Annotated in this window: 19 protein-coding genes; 9 read left to right on the top strand and 10 right to left on the bottom strand. The window is 62.3% G+C overall.

The features are described 5' to 3' along the window. The first annotated feature begins 204 nt into the window (after positions 1-204). Positions 205-2,232 (top strand): TRAP transporter permease, encoded by a 2,028-nt coding sequence (locus tag AC0J6G_RS16335; protein ID WP_475249487.1) that lies wholly within the window; start codon positions 205-207, stop codon positions 2,230-2,232. Further along, positions 2,229-2,651, top strand: coding sequence for a DUF1850 domain-containing protein (locus AC0J6G_RS16330; protein WP_475249485.1), 423 nt, complete (start codon positions 2,229-2,231; stop codon positions 2,649-2,651). The genes AC0J6G_RS16335 and AC0J6G_RS16330 overlap by 4 nt, the downstream gene beginning before the upstream one ends. Before the next feature lie 220 nt (positions 2,652-2,871). Here the strand turns inward: AC0J6G_RS16330 and AC0J6G_RS16325 are convergent, their stop codons facing one another. Then, on the bottom strand, positions 2,872-3,618 hold the full coding sequence (locus AC0J6G_RS16325) for a substrate-binding periplasmic protein (protein ID WP_475249483.1): 747 nt from the start codon (positions 3,616-3,618) through the stop codon (positions 2,872-2,874). A 271-nt stretch (positions 3,619-3,889) separates the two neighbouring features. Between AC0J6G_RS16325 and AC0J6G_RS16320 the strand changes: the two genes are divergently transcribed. Continuing rightward, positions 3,890-5,557, top strand: a complete 1,668-nt coding sequence (locus tag AC0J6G_RS16320; protein ID WP_475249481.1) for a BCCT family transporter — start codon at positions 3,890-3,892, stop codon at positions 5,555-5,557. A gap of 117 nt (positions 5,558-5,674) precedes the next feature. Here the strand turns inward: AC0J6G_RS16320 and AC0J6G_RS16315 are convergent, their stop codons facing one another. Further along, positions 5,675-6,385 carry a 3'-5' exonuclease gene (locus tag AC0J6G_RS16315; RefSeq protein ID WP_475249479.1) on the bottom strand — a complete coding sequence of 237 codons (711 nt, stop codon included), beginning with the start codon at positions 6,383-6,385 and terminating at the stop codon, positions 5,675-5,677. Continuing rightward, entirely contained in the window at positions 6,382-8,256 is a 1,875-nt protein-coding gene (locus tag AC0J6G_RS16310; RefSeq protein WP_475249477.1) for a DUF294 nucleotidyltransferase-like domain-containing protein, read from the bottom strand. The genes AC0J6G_RS16315 and AC0J6G_RS16310 overlap by 4 nt, the downstream gene beginning before the upstream one ends. Positions 8,257-8,433: 177 nt before the next feature. Here AC0J6G_RS16310 and AC0J6G_RS16305 point away from each other — a divergent pair, with 177 nt between their 5' ends. Together AC0J6G_RS16305 and AC0J6G_RS16300 are read left to right on the top strand one after the other, a co-directional pair. Then, on the top strand, positions 8,434-9,000 hold the full coding sequence (locus tag AC0J6G_RS16305) for a LemA family protein (protein WP_475249475.1): 567 nt from the start codon (positions 8,434-8,436) through the stop codon (positions 8,998-9,000). Position 9,001: 1 nt separating this feature from the next. Continuing rightward, positions 9,002-10,915, top strand: coding sequence for a DUF2207 domain-containing protein (locus tag AC0J6G_RS16300; protein ID WP_475249473.1), 1,914 nt, complete (start codon positions 9,002-9,004; stop codon positions 10,913-10,915). An 8-nt stretch (positions 10,916-10,923) separates the two neighbouring features. On the opposite strand, the gene AC0J6G_RS16295 is transcribed toward AC0J6G_RS16300, so the two are convergent. Further along, positions 10,924-11,160, bottom strand: coding sequence for a hypothetical protein (locus AC0J6G_RS16295; protein WP_475249471.1), 237 nt, complete (start codon positions 11,158-11,160; stop codon positions 10,924-10,926). Continuing rightward, the gene (locus AC0J6G_RS16290) at positions 11,157-11,762 is read right to left on the bottom strand and encodes a GNAT family N-acetyltransferase (RefSeq protein ID WP_475249469.1); all 606 of its coding nucleotides are present in this window, start codon (positions 11,760-11,762) and stop codon (positions 11,157-11,159) included. The genes AC0J6G_RS16295 and AC0J6G_RS16290 overlap by 4 nt, the downstream gene beginning before the upstream one ends. Before the next feature lie 158 nt (positions 11,763-11,920). Here AC0J6G_RS16290 and zigA point away from each other — a divergent pair, with 158 nt between their 5' ends. Then, positions 11,921-13,126, top strand: coding sequence for a zinc metallochaperone GTPase ZigA (zigA, locus tag AC0J6G_RS16285; protein ID WP_475249467.1), 1,206 nt, complete (start codon positions 11,921-11,923; stop codon positions 13,124-13,126). Next, complete coding sequence (locus AC0J6G_RS16280; protein WP_475249465.1) at positions 13,126-13,770, top strand: DUF1826 domain-containing protein; 645 nt, start codon at positions 13,126-13,128, stop codon at positions 13,768-13,770. Before zigA ends, AC0J6G_RS16280 begins: the two co-directional genes overlap by 1 nt. A gap of 132 nt (positions 13,771-13,902) precedes the next feature. On the opposite strand, the gene AC0J6G_RS16275 is transcribed toward AC0J6G_RS16280, so the two are convergent. Next, complete coding sequence (locus tag AC0J6G_RS16275) at positions 13,903-14,256, bottom strand: NADH:ubiquinone oxidoreductase (RefSeq protein WP_475249463.1); 354 nt, start codon at positions 14,254-14,256, stop codon at positions 13,903-13,905. A gap of 144 nt (positions 14,257-14,400) precedes the next feature. Between AC0J6G_RS16275 and AC0J6G_RS16270 the strand changes: the two genes are divergently transcribed. Further along, positions 14,401-15,366: a CobW family GTP-binding protein gene (locus AC0J6G_RS16270; protein ID WP_475249461.1), complete on the top strand. Its 966-nt coding sequence runs from the start codon at positions 14,401-14,403 to the stop codon at positions 15,364-15,366. Between the two features lie 57 nt (positions 15,367-15,423). After that, a complete protein-coding gene (locus AC0J6G_RS16265) occupies positions 15,424-16,302 on the top strand; it encodes an alpha/beta fold hydrolase (protein ID WP_475249459.1) in 879 nt (292 codons plus the stop codon). Positions 16,303-16,388: 86 nt separating this feature from the next. On the opposite strand, the gene AC0J6G_RS16260 is transcribed toward AC0J6G_RS16265, so the two are convergent. From AC0J6G_RS16260 to AC0J6G_RS16245, 4 genes are all read right to left on the bottom strand, one after another. Next, on the bottom strand, positions 16,389-16,793 hold the full coding sequence (locus AC0J6G_RS16260) for a DUF3301 domain-containing protein (protein ID WP_475249457.1): 405 nt from the start codon (positions 16,791-16,793) through the stop codon (positions 16,389-16,391). A 28-nt stretch (positions 16,794-16,821) separates the two neighbouring features. Then, the gene (locus AC0J6G_RS16255) at positions 16,822-17,307 is read right to left on the bottom strand and encodes an acyl-CoA thioesterase (RefSeq protein WP_475249455.1); all 486 of its coding nucleotides are present in this window, start codon (positions 17,305-17,307) and stop codon (positions 16,822-16,824) included. A gap of 233 nt (positions 17,308-17,540) precedes the next feature. Continuing rightward, positions 17,541-18,908, bottom strand: coding sequence for a glutamine synthetase family protein (locus AC0J6G_RS16250; protein ID WP_475249453.1), 1,368 nt, complete (start codon positions 18,906-18,908; stop codon positions 17,541-17,543). 112 nt (positions 18,909-19,020) lie between these two features. Next, on the bottom strand, positions 19,021-20,412 hold the full coding sequence (locus AC0J6G_RS16245; protein WP_475249451.1) for an aspartate aminotransferase family protein: 1,392 nt from the start codon (positions 20,410-20,412) through the stop codon (positions 19,021-19,023). Between the last annotated feature and the right edge of the window lie 105 nt (positions 20,413-20,517).

The following is a 20,517-nucleotide window of genomic DNA, read 5'->3' as shown; positions in this document are numbered from 1 at the left end:
CGCGATACCCATGCTGCGCGGTTTGAGTTCGTAGGATGGGTGCAACCCATCACAACAGGTCGATGGGTTGCACCTACGCGGCCCGACCCATCCTACGGGCCAGCATCAACCGACATAGAGCTGCGAATAAAACCGGCGTGCACGCACGGCAGGTTTTGTTGGCGACTCTTGTGCTATCGACGTTGTAACGAGGGTGTGACCTTCATGAGTGAGCAAAACCAAGGCCTCGCTGGCAGTCCCAGCGATTGGCCAAAAGCGCTGTTTTATGTCGCGCTGCTGTTTTCCATCTTCCAGATCATCACCGCGGCCTTCCACCCGGTATCCAGCCAGATTCTGCGTGCCGTGCATGTGGGCTTTCTGCTGTTGGTGGTGTTTCTCTGCTTTCCTGCCCGTGGCAAAGAGCAGCCTTGGCAGCCGATGGCCTGGCTACTCGGCCTGGCCGGCATGGCCACGGCGTTCTACCAGTGGTATTTCGAAGCTGACCTGATCCAGCGTTCCGGTGATCTGACTCAGAGCGACATGGTCGTTGGCCTGGTGCTGATCGTGCTGGTGTTCGAAGCCGCTCGGCGGGTGATGGGCATTGCTCTGCCGCTGATCTGCGCGCTGTTTCTCGCCTACGGCCTGTTTGGTCAGTACCTGCCGGGCGACCTGATGCACCGTGGTTACGCCATGGACCAGATCGTCAACCAGCTGGCCTTCGGCACCGAGGGGTTGTACGGCACGCCGACCTACGTCTCGGCCACCTATATCTTCCTGTTTATCCTGTTCGGTGCGTTCCTCGAACAGGCCGGGATGATCAAGCTGTTCACCGATTTCGCCATGGGCCTGTTCGGCCACAAGCTCGGCGGCCCGGCCAAGGTTTCCGTGGTGTCGTCGGCGCTGATGGGCACCATCACCGGTTCGGGCGTGGCCAACGTGGTCACTACCGGCCAGTTCACCATCCCGCTGATGAAGCGCTTCGGCTACAAGCCGGCGTTCGCCGGTGGTGTGGAAGCGACCTCGTCGATGGGCAGCCAGATCATGCCGCCGATCATGGGCGCGGTGGCCTTTATCATGGCCGAGACCATTAACGTGCCGTTCTTCGAGGTGGCCAAGGCCGCGTTGATCCCGGCCATGCTGTACTTCGGCTCGGTGTTCTGGATGGTCCACCTGGAAGCCAAGCGCGCCAACCTGCGCGGCCTACCCAAAGAGGAATGCCCGAACCCCTGGGCGGCCGTTAAGCAGCGCTGGTACCTGCTGATTCCGCTGTTCATCCTCATCTACCTGCTGTTCTCCGGGCGCACGCCGCTGTTCTCCGGCATGGTCGGCCTGGCGCTGACCGCCATCGTGATTCTCGGCTCGGCGATCATCCTGCGGGTGTCGTCCAAGATCATGCGCTTCGCCTTCTGGATTGCCCTGGGCGTGCTCTGCGCCGGCTTCTTCCAGCTCGGCATCGGCGTGGTGTTCGGCGTCGTCGCGCTGCTGGTGGCGGTGTGCTGGTTTATCAAAGGCGGCCGCGACACCCTGGTGATTTGCCTGCACGCACTGGTGGAAGGTGCACGGCATGCCGTGCCGGTGGGCATTGCCTGCGCCCTGGTGGGGGTGATTATCGGTGTGGTGTCGCTGACCGGGGTGGCTTCGACTTTCGCTGGTTATATCCTCGCCATCGGCCAGGACAACCTGTTCCTCTCGCTGATCCTCACCATGCTCACCTGCCTGGTGCTGGGCATGGGCATCCCGACCATCCCCAACTACATCATCACCAGCTCGATTGCCGCGCCGGCGTTGCTGGAGCTGGGCGTACCGCTGATCGTCTCGCATATGTTCGTGTTCTATTTCGGCATCATGGCCGACCTCACGCCGCCGGTGGCGCTGGCCTGTTTCGCGGCCGCACCGATTGCCAAGGAGAGCGGCCTGAAGATCAGTCTGTGGGCGATTCGCATCGCCGTGGCCGGCTTTGTGGTGCCGTTTATGGCGGTGTACGAACCGGCGCTGATGCTGCAGGGCGACAGCCTGTTGGCCACCCTCTATGTGGTGCTCAAGGCACTGCTGGCCATCGGCATCTGGGGCGTGGTGTTTACCGGTTACCTGCAGGCCAAACTGAGCTGGTGGGAGCGTGCGTTAGGCTTTGCCGCCGGTGCTAGCCTGATTCTGGCCACACCGATGAGTGATGAGATCGGCTTCGCCCTGGCGGCGCTGTTTATCGCTCAGCACTTCTGGCGTGCCCATCGCGCCCAGGTAGCGGCTGCGTGATCGGCCTGTGTCTGGGCTTGGCGGGCGCGGTATGGGCGCAAGTACCCACGCCCAGCTTTACCCTGGCCTGGACGCACACCATTGAGAAGGTTCGTTGGGAAGAGGATTACCGCGTGACGCCCGAGGGTTTGCTCCTCGGCGAGGCGCGGGTCAAGGGTTCCGGTGCCGGTATGGAGATTCCAGACGACGCCGAACTGCGCGAGGGCAGCTGGCATTACCAGCGTCAGCTACCCCCCTTGCAACCACTGCGTTTGGGGCGAACCCCCGAGGCAGGGGATTATCAACTGTGTTTCAACCAGCGTTGCCACTCGATGAGTGAATGGCTTGGCCCGCCACAAGCGACCCAGCCGGCGTTGGAACTCTGGAGCTGTGGGCAACGCTCCCCGGCCGCCTCGGCGGCAGGCCCGGACGGCGCATAAGGCGGCGTCTGCTCCCAAGGCCATAAGCCCTGGCGTAAGAGGAGAACCCCCATTTGGCCGCGCCGGTGGGGGTTTTGTTCGTTTGCAGTAACGCTTAATGCCCGCTGAGCGAAAAGCCCTGAGCCGATTCACCGCCAAGCCGCTGGTGGCCGAGTCAGGCGCGTTTCCCGGTGGTGGACGATTGCGGGGCGTTGCGGCCGCAATACTCTGCGGCGGTGCATCACGGGCCGCTGAGCGGGTCGATGATGCCGTGACGGTGTTTTATCGTTTGCACCAGCTCGGCCTGGCTGGTGAGGAAGGCGTCGAACTGTTTGATCACTTCGGGGTGGTAGATGCTCGACAGCAGGTAGTGGTCATCCTGATAGGGCAGGCTGGGGTCGAACACCAGGGCGTTTTGTGCGCTGTGGTAAAGCTGATGGCGCACCACCTGCGGGTTGAGATAAACCCCGTCAACCCTGTCATTCATGGCCATGGCCAGCAGCGAGTCAATCTGGTTGGCCTGGATCAGCAGAATCTTGCCGGCCTTGATGTCATTCAAGTAAGGCCACGGCGTGAACCCGCGTTGGGTGCCAAGGCGGCGCAGGCGCTCTTTACCTTTGCCAAGGAACTGCGGTTTGACCAACACCCCATCAATGGCCGGCGCCGCCGCCTGGCTGAAGTGCAACGTGTAGTTGCGCTTGAGGTCGGCGTTCCAGCGCGGGTTGTCTGGGTATTTGAAATCCACCCGGCCGTTGAGAAAGTCGCTTAGCAGGCGCCGCACCGGCAACGGTTGGTAAATAAAGACATGGCCCTGATGCGCCGCAAAGGCATCGAGTAGGTCACGGCCATAACCCTGGTATTGGCCATCCTCTACGTTGGAGTAGGGTAAATAGGGCTGCTGCTCTACCCCGATCTTGAATGTCTCGGCCTGTGCCGGCGACAACAGCTGGAGTGACAGGCATGCCAGCAAGGGCAGCAGAAGTCTCATTCACGCATCTCAAAAATGACGATATGGCCTGGGCCAACCATAGCTAATTGTGTGGGTTAGCGTGAGGGCTAACGCGGAATAAATCTGAGCCAATGCGCCGCTAAATCGGCCCCTAAAAGGTTGTAATGGCCGCCAATACTGGCGTTGCGCCTGCAGGCTGGGGCTATGGCTGTTACCCTATGGCCCGCAGCTGCCACGAGGGCGGCTGTACGAGTAGGGCAATCCGTCCTCGTGCGCGTAATGCGTGCCACACGCCAAAGGAGCATTCCATATGGGAAAAGACCCTTCGTCTGACACGACCCCGCAACCAGAAGCGGTCATTCTGGACGGCATCCCCGCCCCTTCGGGCGAGGCCAATCTGATCGATACCGACTACGTCATCGGTCAGGACAACATCAAAGGGCAGTTCTCTTTCGCCCTCGACATCCACGGCAAAGTCTTCAGCATTTCGGCACTGACCATTGTGCTGTTTGTGGTGCTTACCCTGGCTTTGCAAAACCAGGTAGAGCCGTTGTTCAGCGCCATGCGCGGCTGGCTCACCCATCACCTGGCCTGGTTCTTCCTCGGTTCGGCCAACATTTTTGTGCTGCTCTGCCTGGGCCTGATCATCTCGCCGCTGGGCAAGGTGCGCCTCGGCGGGATGGATGCCACGGCGGACTACAGCTACGCCGGCTGGTTCTCCATGCTGTTCGCCGCCGGTATGGGCATCGGCCTGATGTTCTACGGCGTGGCCGAGCCGATGTCGCACTTTTCGGCGGCCATGGGCGGCGTTACCGTTGGTGAAGACGGTGTACGCACCGACTGGGCGCCGCTGGCTGGCGCTGCCGGTGATGCCGAAGCCGCTGCACGTTTGGGTATGGCGGCGACCATCTTCCACTGGGGCCTGCACCCTTGGGCGATTTACGCCATCGTCGCGTTGGCGCTGGCGCTGTTCTCCTTTAACAAAGGTTTGCCGCTGTCGATCCGCTCGATCTTCTACCCGATTCTCGGTGAGCGGGTGTGGGGCTGGCCGGGGCATATCATCGACATCCTCGCGGTGTTCGCCACCCTGTTCGGCCTGGCCACCTCGCTCGGCCTGGGTGCGGAACAGGCCGCGGCCGGCCTGGATAAACTGTTCGGCATCGCCGCTACAGACACCAGCAAAGTGCTGCTGATTATCGGCATCACCGGCATCGCCCTGGTGTCGGTGCTGGCGGGGTTGGACAAGGGCGTCAAACGCCTGTCCGAGCTGAACATGGGCCTGGCCATTCTGCTGTTGCTGTTCGTCATCATCGCCGGGCCGACTCTGGCCATCCTCACCGGCTTCTTCGACAACCTCGGCGCGTACCTGCAACACCTGCCGGCGCTGGCCAACCCGGTCGGCCGTGAAGACGCCAACTTCAGCCAAGGCTGGACGGCCTTCTACTGGGCCTGGTGGATCAGCTGGTCGCCGTTCGTGGGCATGTTTATCGCCCGCGTCAGCCGTGGCCGCACCGTGCGCGAGTTTTTGATTGCCGTGCTGCTGGTGCCCTCGCTGGTGTCGGTGCTGTGGATGACGGCTTTCGGCGGCACCGGTATTAGTCAGCTGGTCGGCGATGGCTTTACTGGCGTGCAAGACGCCGCGCTGGAGCTGAAGCTGTTTGCCATGCTGGCGGAACTGCCGTTGGCGGAGATCAGTTCGTTTATCGGCATCCTGTTGGTGATCGTATTCTTCGTCACCTCGTCGGACTCCGGCTCCCTGGTGATCGACACCATCACCGCCGGCGGCAAGGTCAATGCACCGGTGCCGCAGCGGGTGTTCTGGGTGATTATCGAGGGCATCATCGCCATCGCCTTGCTGCTTGGCGGCGGGCTAGTGGCCTTGCAGGCCATGGCGGTGTCGACGGGGTTGCCGTTTACCATCGTGTTGTTGGTGGGCTGTGTGTCGATCGTCAAAGGCTTGATGAGCGAACCGCGCTGACCGTTGCGTGTAGGTAGTACAAAAGCGCGCCTTGGGGCGCGCTTTTTTATGCGCGGGGTTTGTGCGGGCTGGCGCCGGTAGGAGCGGCCCATGACCGCGAGGCTTTGTTTTGCGCCCTTAGCTCCACAATTTTCCGACCGGCGTATCCGCCGAATAGCGCGTCGCCACCTGCGCCTGCAGCAACTCAGCGGTCGCCAGCGCATCGGTCAACGCATGGTGCGCCTGGTACAGCGGCAGGTTGTAGCGCAGGCGGCTATCCGCCAAACGAATCGAGACCGGCTGGCGGCCCAACAAGCGGCCGAACCAGCCGGGCTGGCGTTTGGGGTACAGGCGCGCTTCCAGCTGCATGGTGTCGATCACTGGAAACTGCAAACCTTCACCCACTTGTTGGCGCAGCGCCTGGTCGAGAAAGCTGCGTTCGATGTTGCGGTAATGCACCACCATCACCTTGCCGGCCATGGCCGTCAGCAGCTCGTCGAGTATCTGCCCGAGGCGCGGCGCATCGCGGATGTCGGAGTGGGTGATGTGGTGGAAGGTCACTGATTCGCCGCTCAATTCGCTGGCCGGTTTGACCACCCAGTAACGCGCCTCGCCGCAGCGGATGCGCTGCAGGTTGAAGGGCATCAGGCCGAGGCTGACGATGGCGTGCTGGTTAGCATCCAGGCCGGTGGTTTCTACGTCGAGGGCCAATAGCGGCACGTGTTGCAGGGGGGTGTCTGCGCTAACGCAGCCGGCTTGGTAGAAGGCTTTTAGGCGTGGGTCGTGGGCGTTGGCGGCGAGTTGGGCAAAGTGCGCGGCCCAGTCCAGCTGCGAGGCAGGCGCGGTCATAGGCTTTGGCCCGGCTGGGCGGGGTAGCGAAAGCGCAGGAATTTCTGCGCGTTGCTGAGCACCTGAAAGGCTTCCTTGAGGTTGTGCCGGTCACTGGCGGAGACCTTTTCCGGCTCGATGTAGTTGTTCGGTTCGCGGCCTTCGGCCACCGCCATGGCCTGATGGCGGATGCGCACCATGCTGAGAAATTCCAGGGCGTAGCGCAGTTGGCTGATGGCTTCCGGTTGCAGCAGTTTGGTCTGGGCGATGGCGTCGAGTCGTTCCAGGGAGTTTTGCGCCTTGCTGCCGCAGGCCAGGGCGTGCACGCGGATAAGGTCGGTGAGCGGTGCGGTGCCGCGGCCTTTGAGGTTGATGATGTGCTTCTGCTGGCCGTCGGTTTCCATCACAAAGGTGCGGAAGAAGCCCAGCGGCGGGGTGCGGCCCAACGCGTTACGGGCCAAGGCGGCAAGGAAGGCGGGGGCGTTGCTGGCTTTTTCGGCGAGCAGTTCTTTGAGGTTTTCCGCCAGTTCGATTTCGCCGTGTACGCCGTCGAGGTCAAAGAAGATGCTGCTGTTGAGCAGGGTTTGCGGGTTGGGGCGGTCGATCCACTGGCTGAAATAACTGCGCCACACGTGAAGCGGCTGCCGCCATTGGCGGTTGGTGGCCATGATGCCGCCTTTGCAGTAGCTGTAGCCGCAGGCGGCCAGGCCGTCACTGACAAACTGGGCGAGGGCGGCAAAGTAGGTGTCGTGCTGCGCCGGGTCGAAGCGGTCATCGAGCACCAGGGCGTTGTCCTGATCGGTCACCAGCAGCTGTTCGTCGCGGGCCATGGAGCCGGCAGCGAGGAAGCAATAGGGCACTGGCGGCGCGCCGAGCTGTTGTTCACCCAGCTCCAGCAGACGCTGGGTAAAGGCGCGGCCGATGCCGGCCATGGCGCTGCCGATCATGTGCGCGGTGGCCTGCTCATTGGCCATGCGCACAAAGGTGCCGCGCAGGTCGGGCAGCAGGCTTTGCAGGCCGGCAACGTCGGGTTGGTTGAAGATCGAGTTGACCAGAAACAGGCTGCTCTGCGACTCGTAGCGAATGATGTCGGAGAGGTTGATCATCCCCACCGGGCGCCGCCGTTGCACCACCGGCAGGTAATGGATGTTATGGCGCAGCATGCTCAACATGGCTTCGAATACGCTGTCATCGGCCTGGATAGTGATGGGATTGGGCGACATAACTTGGCTGACCGCAGTGCTTGCATCCAGCCCGGCGGCCAGCACGCGGGTGCGCAGGTCGCGGTCGGTGAGGATGCCGACCATGGCGGAGCCCGGCGCATTGCCGTCAAGAATCACCAACGACGAGACGCTTTGTTCGGTCATCAGCTGCGCGGCCTGTTGCACGGGGGTGTCCTGGCTGGCGCAGACGGGCTGGCGCGAGACCAGCTTGCGCACTTTGATTTGCATCAGGTCGCTGGCCTTGCCCTGGCTCTCTACGGCGGACTTGAGCCGCGACTGGCCTTCGGCCTCAACGAAATCGGCAAAGCTGTCGTGTTGCTCACACAGCTGGGCGAATAGGGCGGCGGGGATAAAGTAGATGAGGCTGTCTTCGATCGCACGGGCCGGGAAGCGCACCTTGTTGCTGCGCAATAAGCCGGCCTGACCGAAGATGTCGCCTTCACTCAGGCGGTTATACAACTCGCCATTACGCCGGTAGATTTCTACCGCGCCGCTGCGCACGTAATGCAGTTCATGGATAGCCGCACCGTACAGAAGAATATCGCTGCCCGCCTTGAAGTAAGCCACCTCAACTTGGCGGGCGATGGCATCGAGGCTGTCCTCGGGCAACGCATCGAAGGGCGGGAAGCGTTGCAGGTGGTCGCGGATCTCCAGTAACTCGATTTGCATGGGGTGCCTCGCCGTAACAGGCACTAGAGGATACGGCGATTGCCGGGGGATGTCCGCCCTGCTGGCGTTACCGGGTGTGCCGGCACGCGTGGTCGGTGCCGGCTATGGTGTTAGCGGGCGGGCAGGTGAGCAGGGCGAACAGATCGTTTTCAACAGTCGGCAAATCAAGGAGTGGCGATGCAAGGGGCGGGATTCTGGGTGGGCCTGGGGCTGTTGTTGGTGCTCACGGGTTGGCTGATTTATGTCTACAACCGCCTGGTGTTCAGCCGCGCGCGGGTGGCCGAAGCCTGGAGCGGTATTGACGTGCAGCTCAAACGCCGCGCCAGTTTGATTCCGGCGTTGGTCGAGTGCGTGCGCGGCTACATGCACCACGAGCAGGACACGCTGCAGGCGCTGGTGCAAGAACGCATGCGTGCGCTGCAGCTGGCCGATTCGCCGCTGGGTGAGCGAGCGCCGGTGGAGGCGCATTTGAGCACTCAGCTGCGTCAGCTGTTCGTCTTGGTCGAGGATTACCCGGTGCTTAAGGCCGATGGTCAGTTTCTTGAGTTGCAGCGCAGCCTCACGGAGGTCGAGAACCATATCCAGATGGCCCGGCGTTACTACAACGGCGCGGTGCGTGAGCTGAATGTGCTGGTCGAGTCGGTGCCGAGCAATCTGGTCGCGCGCGGCTTTGCTTTTACCCAGGCCGAGTATTTCAGCCTGGATGACCCCCGTGACGCCCAGTCGCCAAAAATGGAGTTTTGACATGCTGCGAGTGCTGCGTTTAGCGCTGTTGAGTGTCTGCCTGCTGCCGCTGTGGGCAGCAGCAGCCGAGGTGATTGAAGACTTTGCCGTGACCCTGCAGGTGCAGCCGGACGCCAGCCTGCTGGTGACCGAGCGCATTACGGTGCAGGCCGAGGGTGAGCAGATCAAGCGTGGTATTTACCGTGATCTGCCGGCCCGCTACAGCTCGCCCTTGGGCTTGTTGCAGAGCAGCCCAATCACCTTGCTTGGAGTGAGCCGCGATGGCCAGCCGGAGCGCGTGCGGGTTGAGCAGAACGGCAACTGGGTGCGCTACTACCTCGGCTCGGCGATCCACGTGCTGCCGCCGGGGCGCTATCAATACGAGCTGCGTTATCGCGTTGAGGGGCCGCTGTTGCATCACGCCGCGAGCGACGAGCTGTACTGGAACGTCACCGGTAATCAGTGGGTGTTGCCGATTCTGCAGGCCTCGGTCGAGGTCAAGCTGCCGGCGGGTGCGCGGATTGGCCAGTTAGCAGCCTACACCGGGGCCGGTGGTGAGCAGGGCAACGCTTTTGACGTGCTCGAACAGCGTGGCGACTATCTGCGCTTGCACACCACCCAAGCCTTGCCGGCCTACCACGGCCTGACCGTTGCCGTGGATTGGCCTGCGGGCTTGGTGACGCGCCCGGGAGTGGCGCAGCGTTTGGGTGCTGTGCTGCGCGATAACCTCGGCCTGTGCCTAGGGGCGCTGCTGTTGATCGGCCTGGTGTTGTTCTACCTGCGGGCCTGGCACCGGGTTGGCCGTGACCCGCAAAAGGGCCTGATCATCCCGCTGTTTGAGGCCCCACAAGGCATGAGTGCGGTGCAGGCCGGCTACCTCTGGCATCGCGGGTTGCAGGGGGCTTATCAGGATGCCCGCGCATTCAGCGTATGGCTCACCGATATGGCCATCTGCAAGCACCTGCACCTGGAAGACAAACCGCACGGCGGCGGTTTTATCCTGGCTCGTGGCACGGGTAAACGTGATGACCTCAGCGAGGGTGATCGTGATCTGCGCAAGCGCCTGTTCCCGGCCAACAAGGAAGGCATCGCCCTGGAGATTGGCAGCGATTACGAGCCGCGCTTGGCCGATGCCGTGGCCGGGCTGACCACTCAGTTGCAAACCCAAGGCAAGGCTTGGTTCAGTAACAACCGTGGCATCTGGGCCTGGGGGCTGGTGTGGGCGATTGTCGGCTGTGTGCTGATGGTGCTGACCAGCGCGCATAGCGAAGAAGATCTCGCCCGTGGCCTGGCGGGCGTGGTGTTCTCATTGGGCTTCGGTGTGCCGTCGCTGTTTGTGCTGCACATGGCCTGGCATCAGCCCAGCGTGGGCAAGCAAGTCGGCCTCGGTCTGGTGGGGTTGATGTTTGTCTGGCCGGTGCCGGTTGGCTTGTGGATGCTCAGCGACGCGGCGTCGGGGCCGGCTTTGCTACTGCTTTGCGCATATGGGCTGGTGGTGGTGCTGTTTTATTACCTGCTGCCGGCGCCAACTGTTGAAGGGCGGCGTTTGCTGGATCAGCTGGAAGGCTACCGCGACTACCTGCAACTGGCGGAAAGCGATGCCCTGGCGCTCGCCGGCACGGCCCCGGCGATGAGCATTGCGCTGTACGAGCAACACCTGCCCTACGCCATGGCCCTGGGCGTGGAAGACGCATGGAGTGCGCGCTTCAGCACGGCGCTGTCCAATGGTTTGATTGACCCGGCGCAGCTGGACTACCAACCGGAGTGGTACCACAGCCGCAGCTCATTCAGCACACCGCTGGCCATGAGCGCTGCCCTGGCGGCTGGCTTGAGCAGTGCTATGGCATTGGCCTCATCGCCGCCATCGAGCGGTGGCTCATCCGGGGGCGGTTCGTCTGGCGGCGGCGGTGGTGGCGGGGGAGGCGGTGGTTGGTAGGGCGCGGCTTAGCGCTTGCGGGTTTCCTGCAGCTTGGTCAGCAAGGCTTGGCTTTTCGCCAACTGCTCGGCTTCGCTGAGCTGCGGGTTTTCCAGCACGCTGTCGAGCTGTTCGATCAGCTCGCTCTGCCGACTGATCCGCTCATCCAGCTTCTCCAGTTTGCGTTGGTTGTGCCAGCTCCACAGCGCCAGGGCGCAGGCGGCCAGCACCACGGCTGCCAGCACGATCATCGTTAGGGTGTTCATCGCGGCTCCAGAGTTTTGCGCATCAGCATGCGCGGCAAGTTAACAGCGCCGCGCGTCACCGTCTGTGCTTGCTGCACAGAAAATCCCTGACGAGCAAAAAACGTCTGGGCCACCAGGCTGGCCTCGGTATGCAGCTCTCGCACACTTGCCGCCCGCAGGCGTTGCTCGGCTGCCGCATACAAGGCGCTGGCGACACCCTGGCGGGCAAAGCCGGGTGCGGTGAACAGCAGATCAATATGCCCATCCAGGCTAAAGCCGATAAAGCCGGCGATGGTCTGGCCATCTTCGGCGATAAGTAACTCAAGTGACGCTAAACGTGTTTGCCAGGCAGGCATGTCTGCAGCTGTTGGGGCCCAGGCTTGTCGCTGCGCTGCGTCGTAGTGCTGAGTGGTCAACTGGCTGACTGAGGCCTGAAACAGCGCGACGATGGCGGGCAGATCCTGGGGTTGGTAGGTGCGCAAGCTAAGGTTTGGCGTTGGCATGGCTGACATCAGAAAAGCAGTGGTCTGTACCGCCCAGCTTGCCAGGTTCGCCGGGCTGTTGCGACCAAGCCACTGGCCGCTGTGCAGGCGGCGCTGGCTAAACCTATTCAATAGTTCCACGTGAAACCCCTATGGATAAAGGCTCACAGGCCTTTTCGTGTGCTTACGGCATCAGCAGGGCAGGTCATTCAGCGGTAATCAGGCTTCCGTTAAACCGATTAAATGTTATGTTATAACTAATTGATTGTCGTGCCTGACCCATGCTGGAGTCCCTCGTTATGCCCAACCGTCTTCCTGTCACTGTGCTGTCCGGCTTTCTCGGTGCCGGCAAAAGTACTTTGCTCAACGCCATTCTGAAAAACCGTCAGGGTCTGAAAGTGGCGGTAATCGTTAACGATATGAGCGAGATCAATATCGATGGCAGCGAAGTTCAGCGTGATGTCAGCCTGAACCGCGCCGAAGAAAAACTCGTGGAAATGAGCAACGGCTGCATCTGCTGCACCCTGCGCGAAGACTTGCTGGAAGAAGTTGGCCGCCTGGCTCGCGATGGCCGCTTCGACTATTTGCTGATCGAGTCCACCGGCATTTCCGAGCCGCTGCCGGTGGCCGAAACCTTTACCTTCCGCGGCGAAGACGGCCAGAGCCTGGCCGATGTGGCGCTGCTGGACTGCATGGTGACGGTGGTCGATGGGGTGAATTTCCTGCGCGATTTCCACGAAGCCGAGAGCTTAGCCAGCCGTGGTGAAACTCTTGGCGAGGAGGACGAGCGCTCGATCACTGACCTGCTGATCGAGCAGGTGGAATTCGCCGATGTGCTGCTGGTGAGCAAGATCGACCTGATCAGCAGCCACGAGCGCGAAGAGTTGATGGCCATCCTCAAGGGCCTTAATACCCACGCCGAAATCGTGCCGATGACCATGGGCGCGGTGCCGCTGGAGAAAATCCTCAACACCGGCCGTTTCGACTTTGAACGCGCCGCCCAGGCACCGGGTTGGCTTAAAGAGCTACGCGGTGAGCATGTACCGGAAACCGAGGAATACGGCATCGCTTCCACAGCGTATCGAGCGCGCAAGCCGCTGCACCCCGAGCGCTTCTTCAACTTTATTAATCGCGAATGGACTAATGGCCGCTTGCTACGCAGCAAGGGCTTCTTCTGGCTGGCCAGCAAGTACCAGGAGGCCGGCAGCTGGTCCCAGGCTGGCGGTTTGATGCGTCATGGGTTTGCCGGGCGCTGGTGGCGGTTTGTGCCGAAAAGCCAGTGGCCGCAGGATGAGGAAGGCCTGCAGGCGATTATGAAAAACTGGCAAACGCAGACCGGCGACTGCCGCCAGGAGCTGGTGTTTATCGGCCAGAACATCGACTTCACCCAGCTGACCGCAGAACTGGATGCCTGCCTGCTGACGGACGTGGAAATGGCCTTGGGCGTGGATGCCTGGCAGGCGCTGCCCGACCCGTTCGGCCCCTGGCATGAGGAGGCCGCCTGATGCTTGCACCTGTTCTGAGGCAGCCATTGCAGCAGGTCAGCAGCGAGCAGATTGAGGTGCTCGGTGAGGTGCTGCGCGACGAGGTTAATCTGGCCGTTTGGCAACGCCAGTTGCCGGTGCAGGTCAGCGATTTCGCCAGCGTTTTGCTGGCTCAGGGCGAGCCGTTGGGGCAATCCATCGTGCTCGAACTGGCCAGCCCGGAGAGCACGCCGAACCTCAGTGGCCTGGTCGATGGTTACAGCGATCTGCCGGGACAGGCGGCTTTTCTGCAGGACCTGAGCTGGCTGGTCGGCGCGTTTGCCTGCCTATTCGACGCCAAACGCATTGGCTTGCGCCTGCGCATCCTGGACAAGGCCATGTGCCCGCGCTTTCACGTCGACCATGTACCGGTGCGGCTGATCACCAGCTATGCCGGGGTCGGCAGTCAGTGGTTACGTGAAGGTGTGATGGCGCGCCGCCGGTTGGGCGACCCGGCCGCCGAGCCCAGCGATGCCGCGCTGATCGAGCGCGCCCAAGCCGGCCATGTGCTGCTGGCCAAGGGCGAGAAGTGGATCGGCAATGAGGGCGGCGGTTTGATCCACCGCTCGCCGCAACCACCGGCCGGTGAGCGGCGTTTGCTCTTGACCCTGGATTGGCTGGCTTAAATTACAGGCAAAAAATAGGCTGCCAAGCAGCAGCCTTAAACACCAGAAAGGCATACCGGCGCGTGACCCGGCATGCAGGGTTGAGGTACCCAAGACCACTAGAACATAGACAGGGTGACGCTTTGATGACGGCTAGCGCGCCATCCACACGCCCTTGCTTTGCTTCTCGCAAAAGGGCTTGAGGTAATTGGCATCGCTGGCCACGCCGTAATAATGCACATCCTGCTTATAGGGTGTGCCGCCGACCGTTGAGTTGCGGCATACGCCAAAAGCGCCCATCGGGCACTGTTCGACAAATTCCACCTCAACCTTTTGCCCCTTCAGCTGCGGTTGGCAGAAACCGGTGCGGAACAGGTTGGGCGGAATGCTGCGGTTTTGCTGGCACACCTTCACGTCCAGGCGCTCGGCCTGGCTGTGCACCACACAGGCTTCACCCCAGGCCAGGCCAGACAGTGCAAGCAGGCTCAGCAGCAGAAAAACGCGCATCCATTGACCCTCCAAAAATATGCCGGCGACTCTAGCACGCTGTTTTTAATCAGTCTGCGTAGGGCCGCATCCTCCGATGCTGTACGCCGTTAGAATGGCCGCAGCCGAAATCTCCTTCTCGATGGACACTAGCGCGCGCCAATCATGCTGAAAAATATCCCCACCCATGTAATTGCCGGGCCGCTCGGTGCCGGCAAGACCAGCCTGATCCGTGATCTGCTGGCGCAACGCCCGGCGCATGAACGCTGGGCGGTGCTGATCAATGAGTTCGGCCTGGTGGGGTTGGACGCCGCGCTGCTGACCACCGATGATGACGGCATTGCCCTCGGTGAAGTGGCGGGCGGCTGCCTGTGTTGCGTAAACGGCGTGCCGTTTCAGGTTGGTTTGAGCCGCTTACTCCGAAAGGCCAAGCCGGATCGCCTGCTGATTGAGCCGTCGGGTTTGGGTCATCCGTTGCAATTGCTGCAGCAACTGGGTGAAGCCCCCTGGGCCGGCGTACTGGCCGTGCAGGCGCCGCTGCTGGTGTTGGATGCTCAGGCGCTGGCTGCTGGGGACGCACTGCCGGAGAGCCAGCAAGCAACGCTTCACCGTGCTGGGTTGCTGGTACTGAATAAGGCCGAAGGGCTGGATGATGAAGCCCAGGCGCGCATCCAGGCGCAACTGCCAGCACGACCGATGTACTGGACCCGCCAGGGTGGATTGCCGCTGGCGCAACTGCCCGGTTTTAGCGCCCAGGCTGAGAGCGACGCAACGCCAGACGACTTACCCACAACGGCTGCGCCATTGCCGCCACTGTGGCGCTGCCCGAGTGAGCCGATTTGCCAGGTACAACACCAGGCCGAAGGCTGGAGCATCGGCTGGCGTTGGCACCCCAGCCAGCAGTTCGAGCTGATGCGCGTACAACAATGGCTGAGCCGTCTGCCCTGTCGCCGGGCCAAACTGGTGCTGCACAGCAACGCCGGCTGGCTGTCCGCCAACGCCCTGAACGGTGAGGCGTTGCACTGGCAAAACAGCGAATGGCGCAAGGATTCGCGGCTGGAGTTGATCTTTAGCGAAGCGCAGGATGTGCCGGCGTTGCAGGCCGGGTTCGCGCAGTGCTGTCTGCCCTGAAGCGAAAGGCCTGCGGGTATTGATAGACTGCCGCCACTTTCATCTGGATAGCGCCCCATGCAACTGCTTCCCTGGTCCCATGATTGCTCTGCCGGCTTCACTCTGCGTGGTTGGCACACCGCGCCTTCGGGCAAACCGCTGCTGCATTTTCTGCATGGCAACGGCTATTGCGGGCGGGTGTATGAGCCGTTGCTGGCGCTGTTGGCCGAGGATTTCGACCTGTGGCTGTGCGATGTGCAGGGCCATGGTGAGAGTGACCATGGTGGGCGTTTCCATGGTTGGAACCGCAGTGCTGAGCTGGCACTAGAGGCCTTTGCCGTTGGGCGTGAGCGCTATGGTGATGTGCCGGTATTTGCCCTGGGCCACAGTTTTGGCGGGGTGCTGAGCAGCCTGATGCTGGCCCAGCAGCCGCAGCTGTTTAGCCGCGCGGTGTTGCTCGACCCGGTGCTGTTTAGCCCCGCGATGATCGGCGTAATGGCGCTGTCCGATGTGGTTGGCCTGAGCCGGCGTACCACGTTGGCCAGCAAGGCGCTTAAGCGCCGCAGCAGTTGGCCGGATCGCGTCGCCGCGTACGCCGCCCTGCAGGGTCGTGGGATGTTTCGCGGATGGACCGAAGAGGCGTTTGCCGCCTACATCCAGTACGCGCTAAAGGACAGTGAAAACGGCGTTGAGCTGAAATGCCGGACAAGCCGTGAGGCCGATATCTTCAGCTCGTTCCCCAAGCGCTTATGGCCGTCTCTGGCCAAGGTGACAACGCCGACCCACGTGCTTTACGGCCAGCACAGCTACCCCTTTGTCGCCAAAGCAGTGGCGCGCTGGTGCGCCAGCAATGGCCACGTCAGCGCCCATGTGGTGCCCGGCGGCCATTGTTTTATGCAAGAGCACCCGGCGGACAGCGCGGCGCGCGTGGTGCACTTTCTGTTGCAGCGCGATTAGCCCTAAACAGCGGTGAGGATGCCGGGCCGGCTCTTGCTCAGCGCTGCGTGGATACGGCGTTGCCTGAACCTGCTGAGCCGCGGCAATTAATGACGCGGTGTGTCGTCATCCAGGGGCGCCCGCTGACTACGCCATTGCTGCATTTCGATAACCTGAGCCCCCGGCGGTGGCGGTTCGCGAAATGGATGCGCAGCCAGTTCGATGCGGCCCAGCTGCTGGCCAAACATGACGATGCTGCCGACATGCCGCTGCTCGCCCGTTACCGTGAACTCGAAGCCATACACCCGCGCCAGCCGCTTGCGCCCGCGCGCATCGGGTAGAAAGGCGAGCTTGCGCAGCGCGACATTTTCATCGAGCAAGTCGATATCGGCTTTGGCGCAGTGCTGTTTAACCAGGCTCAGCGCCCGCTCGCGCAAGCCGTGTGCGTGCCACAACCACGCGCAGACCGTGGCGAACAGCATCAGCAGAAATACATCGAAAAGATCAATCATGACGGCTCCGGCGGCAGGGCGTTTTCACTCAGCCTTCTGCTTGGTTAAGCGCCTCGTAGCGCTGTTGCAGTTCATGGCGGATCTGCCGGCGTTGCAGGCCCTGGCGCTGGCGGCGCAAGCCGTCCGGGGTGTCGGGCGCGAGTGGTGGAATAGCGGCCGGTTTACCCTGATCATCAACCGCAACCATGGTGAAGAAGCAGCTGTTGGTGTGACGCACCGAGCGTTCGCGGATGTTTTCGGTGATGACCTTGATGCCGACCTCCATGGAGGTGCGCCCGGTGTGGTTGACCGAGGCGAGAAAGGTCACCAGCTCGCCAACCTGAATGGGCTCGCGAAAAATCACCTGATCCACCGACAGGGTCACCACGTAACAGCCCGCATAGCGGCTGGCGCAGGCGTACGCGACTTCATCGAGGTATTTGAGCAGGGTGCCGCCATGGACTTTGCCGGAGAAGTTGGCCATATCCGGGGTCATTAGGACAGTCATCGTCAGCTGGGCGGTTCCGGCTTGCATAGGGCACTCTGTGGCGGGGTTATCGAGCCTGAAGGCGGTTATGACGCGCTACGTGTCGCTCACGGTACTGGTTGCGGCAAATCATAAGCAAGCGACTGCGGCGCGCGGTGCGCGATCCGCGGGATAGAGGCGTGCGTGCGACTGTGCCCGCGCTGTCGGTACAGCCAGATTACCGAGCCTTGCTTATGCAAGGCATCGGTGTGAGGGCTGCTGCACCTCGCGGGCAGGTACGTTTAGGCGTGGGTCAGGTACCAGCGCCAGTCCTGTTCACCGACCTCGCCCATAAACTGACGGAACTCGGCCCACTTGATCGCCAGGAACACCTTGAGGAATTCCTCACCGAGTGCCTCTTTGGCCCAGCTTGAGCTTTCCAGCGCGCGCAGGGCGGTCAGCCAGTCGGTCGGTAGGGTTTCGCGAGCTTGCTCGTAGCCGTTGCCGATAATTTCTTCGCCCGGATCGATCTGGTTTTTGATGCCGTGGTGAATACCGGCAAGGATCGCTGCCGCCGCGAGATAAGGGTTGGCATCGGCGCCGCAGATGCGGTGCTCGACATGCCGGCTGTTGGCCGGTCCGCCGGGCACGCGGAACGACACGGTGCGGTTGTTCACGCCCCAGCTCTTGGCCAGCGGCGCGTAGCTATTGGCCTGGAAGCGGCGGAACGAGTTGGCGTTGGGGCAGAAGATCGCCAGTGCATCGTTGAGCGTGGCCATCATGCCGCCGATGGCGTGCTTGAGCAGCGGCGTGCCGTGTGGGTCTTCGCTGGCCATCAGGTTGTTGCCCTGCTCGTCGGCCAAGCTGACATGCATGTGCATGCCGCTGCCGGCCAGTTCGCCGAACGGCTTGGCCATAAAGCAGGCCTGCAGCCCGTGTTTGTTGGCCACGCCCTTGACCAGGCGCTTGTAGCGCACACCTTCATCGATGGCCTGCAGTGCGTCGAAGCGATGCTCCAGGGTCAGTTCGACCTGGCCGGGTGCGTACTCGGAGATCGCCGTGCGCACAGGCAAGCCCTGTACCTCGCAGGCAGCGTAGAGGTCATCGAGGAACGGCTGCAACTGCTCTAGCTCGTACACGCCGTACACCTGCGGCGCTTGCGGGCGCACGCCATTGGTTTGCAGGGCCGGTTGCGGACGACCGTTGGCGTCGCGCTGCTTATCCAGCAGGTAAAACTCCAGTTCCACAGCCATCACCGGGTGGTAGCCGTCGGCCTTGAGCCGGTCGATGGCGCGCACCAGCACATGCCGGGGGTCGGCCGGCGCGGCGGGCAGGCCCTGGGTCGGGTGCATGCTCACCTGCAACTGCCCGGTGGGCGTGGTGCGCCAGGGTTGCAGGGTCAGGCTGCCGGGCAGCGGGTAGGTCCAGCAGTCGGCGTCGGCGACTTCCCAGACCAGGCCGCTTTCTTCAACGTCCTCGCCCTGGATGGTCAGCGCCAAAATCGAGCTGGGCAGTGGCCGGCCGTTTTCGTAGATGGCCAGCAGCTCATCGCGGTGCAGCAGCTTGCCGCGCGGGATGCCGTTGGCGTCGATCAGCATCAGCTCGATGCTGCGCACTTCGGGGTGCTGTTGAAGAAAGTCGCGGGCTTCCTGGGGGTTGGCGAATTGCATGGTGGTTCTCACAGCAGGTCATGGGGGCGCGTAGGGTGGATGACGCTCTTTTCATCCACCGTTTCACCGTGCGTGGTGGATGGATAAAGCGTCATCCACCCTACGGGTTGTATTACTCGCGTGCGCCGGGGATGGCCAGCAGCTCGGTCAGGGCCTGGTCGAGCATGGCGATCAGTGTGTCCACATCATCAGCCGAGGTGCTCGGGCAGCACAGGGTCATGTTGTGGAACGGGGTGATCAGGATGCCGCGGTTGATCAGGTAGAGGTGCAGGGCCATCTGCAGCTCGTCGTGGAACGTTGCTTCGGCCTCGGCGCCGGTCTTTGGTGACAGCGGGCAGAACTGGAACTCACTGCGCGCGCCCAGTTCGGTCACCGACCATTTGAGGTCGTGCTTACCGATCAGCGAGCGGAAGCCGTCGGCCAGGCGCTTGGCCAGCGGCAGCATGTGGTCATAGGCGGCCTGCGTCATCACCTGTTCCAGGTTGGCGCGCATGCAGTGCATGGCCAGGGCGTTGGCCGACAGGGTGGTGCCCATGCCGCTGTGACCGTGGCCGTGGCTGCCTTCGCTGGCGCGTTGGCGGGCGGCGGTCATGGCCTCTGCCATCGCTGCGCTACAGCCGAAGATGCCGCACGGTACGCCGCCGGCAATCGGCTTGCCGACCACGAAGAAGTCCGGGTCGAGGTTCCACAACTGGGTGCAGCCGCCCATGTCGGTGGAGATGGTGTGGGTCTCGTCGATGATCAGCAGCGCGCCGTACTTGCGGGTCAGCTCGCGGCATTGCTGCATAAAGCCCGGCTCGGGCAGAACCATGCCGATGTTGGTCATCGCCGGCTCGCAGAGCAGGGCGCAGACGTCGCCTTTCGCCAGCGCTGCTTCCAGCGCCGCCACATCGTTGAACGGGATTGAGCGGCTGTGCTGGGTCAGGTCATAGGCCTGACCGACCAGGCCAGAGCGCGGCACGGTTTCGCCATCGATGCAGCGCACCATCACGTCGTCCACGGTGCCGTGGTAGCAGCCATCGAACACCAGCAGGGTTTTGCGCTGGGTTATCGCGCGGGCCCAGCGCAGCACATAGCGGTTCGAGTCCGTGGCGGTGGCGGTGACCTGCCAGAACGGCAGACCGAAGCGTGCGGCCAGCAACTCGCCGCAGACCACGGCGTCTTCGCCCGGCAGCATGGTGGTCAGGCCGTTGTTGCCCTGTTCGGCGATGGCCTTGGCGATCGGGTCCGGCGAATGACCGAACATGGTGCCGGTGTCGCCCAGACAGAAATCGATGTACTCATGACCGTCCACATCATAGAAGCGCGCCCCCTTGGCCCGTTCGACAAACAGTGGCACCGGTGTCGACCAGTCGGCCATCCAGTGCATCGGTACGCCGCCATACAGCGAGTGGCGCGCACGTTCGGCCAGGGCTGCGGACTTGGGATTACGCGCGATAAAGCGCTCACGCTCACGCTGGGCGAAGGTTGCTACGGCGGATGGGTGGATGCCACTGGCAGTCATGTTGAACACCTCGTTCGAATATCTGCACATGCTATTTTGTGATCACAGAAAACTCAAGTGTTGGATTAACCAGGCTTTATTGCTAGGTTATTGTCAAATTTGTGA

This window comes from Pseudomonas sp. TS_SC_3 (assembly GCF_056156225.1).
The sequence above is the reverse complement of the archived record's forward strand: the minus strand, read 5'-3'. Positions and strand labels throughout refer to the sequence as shown.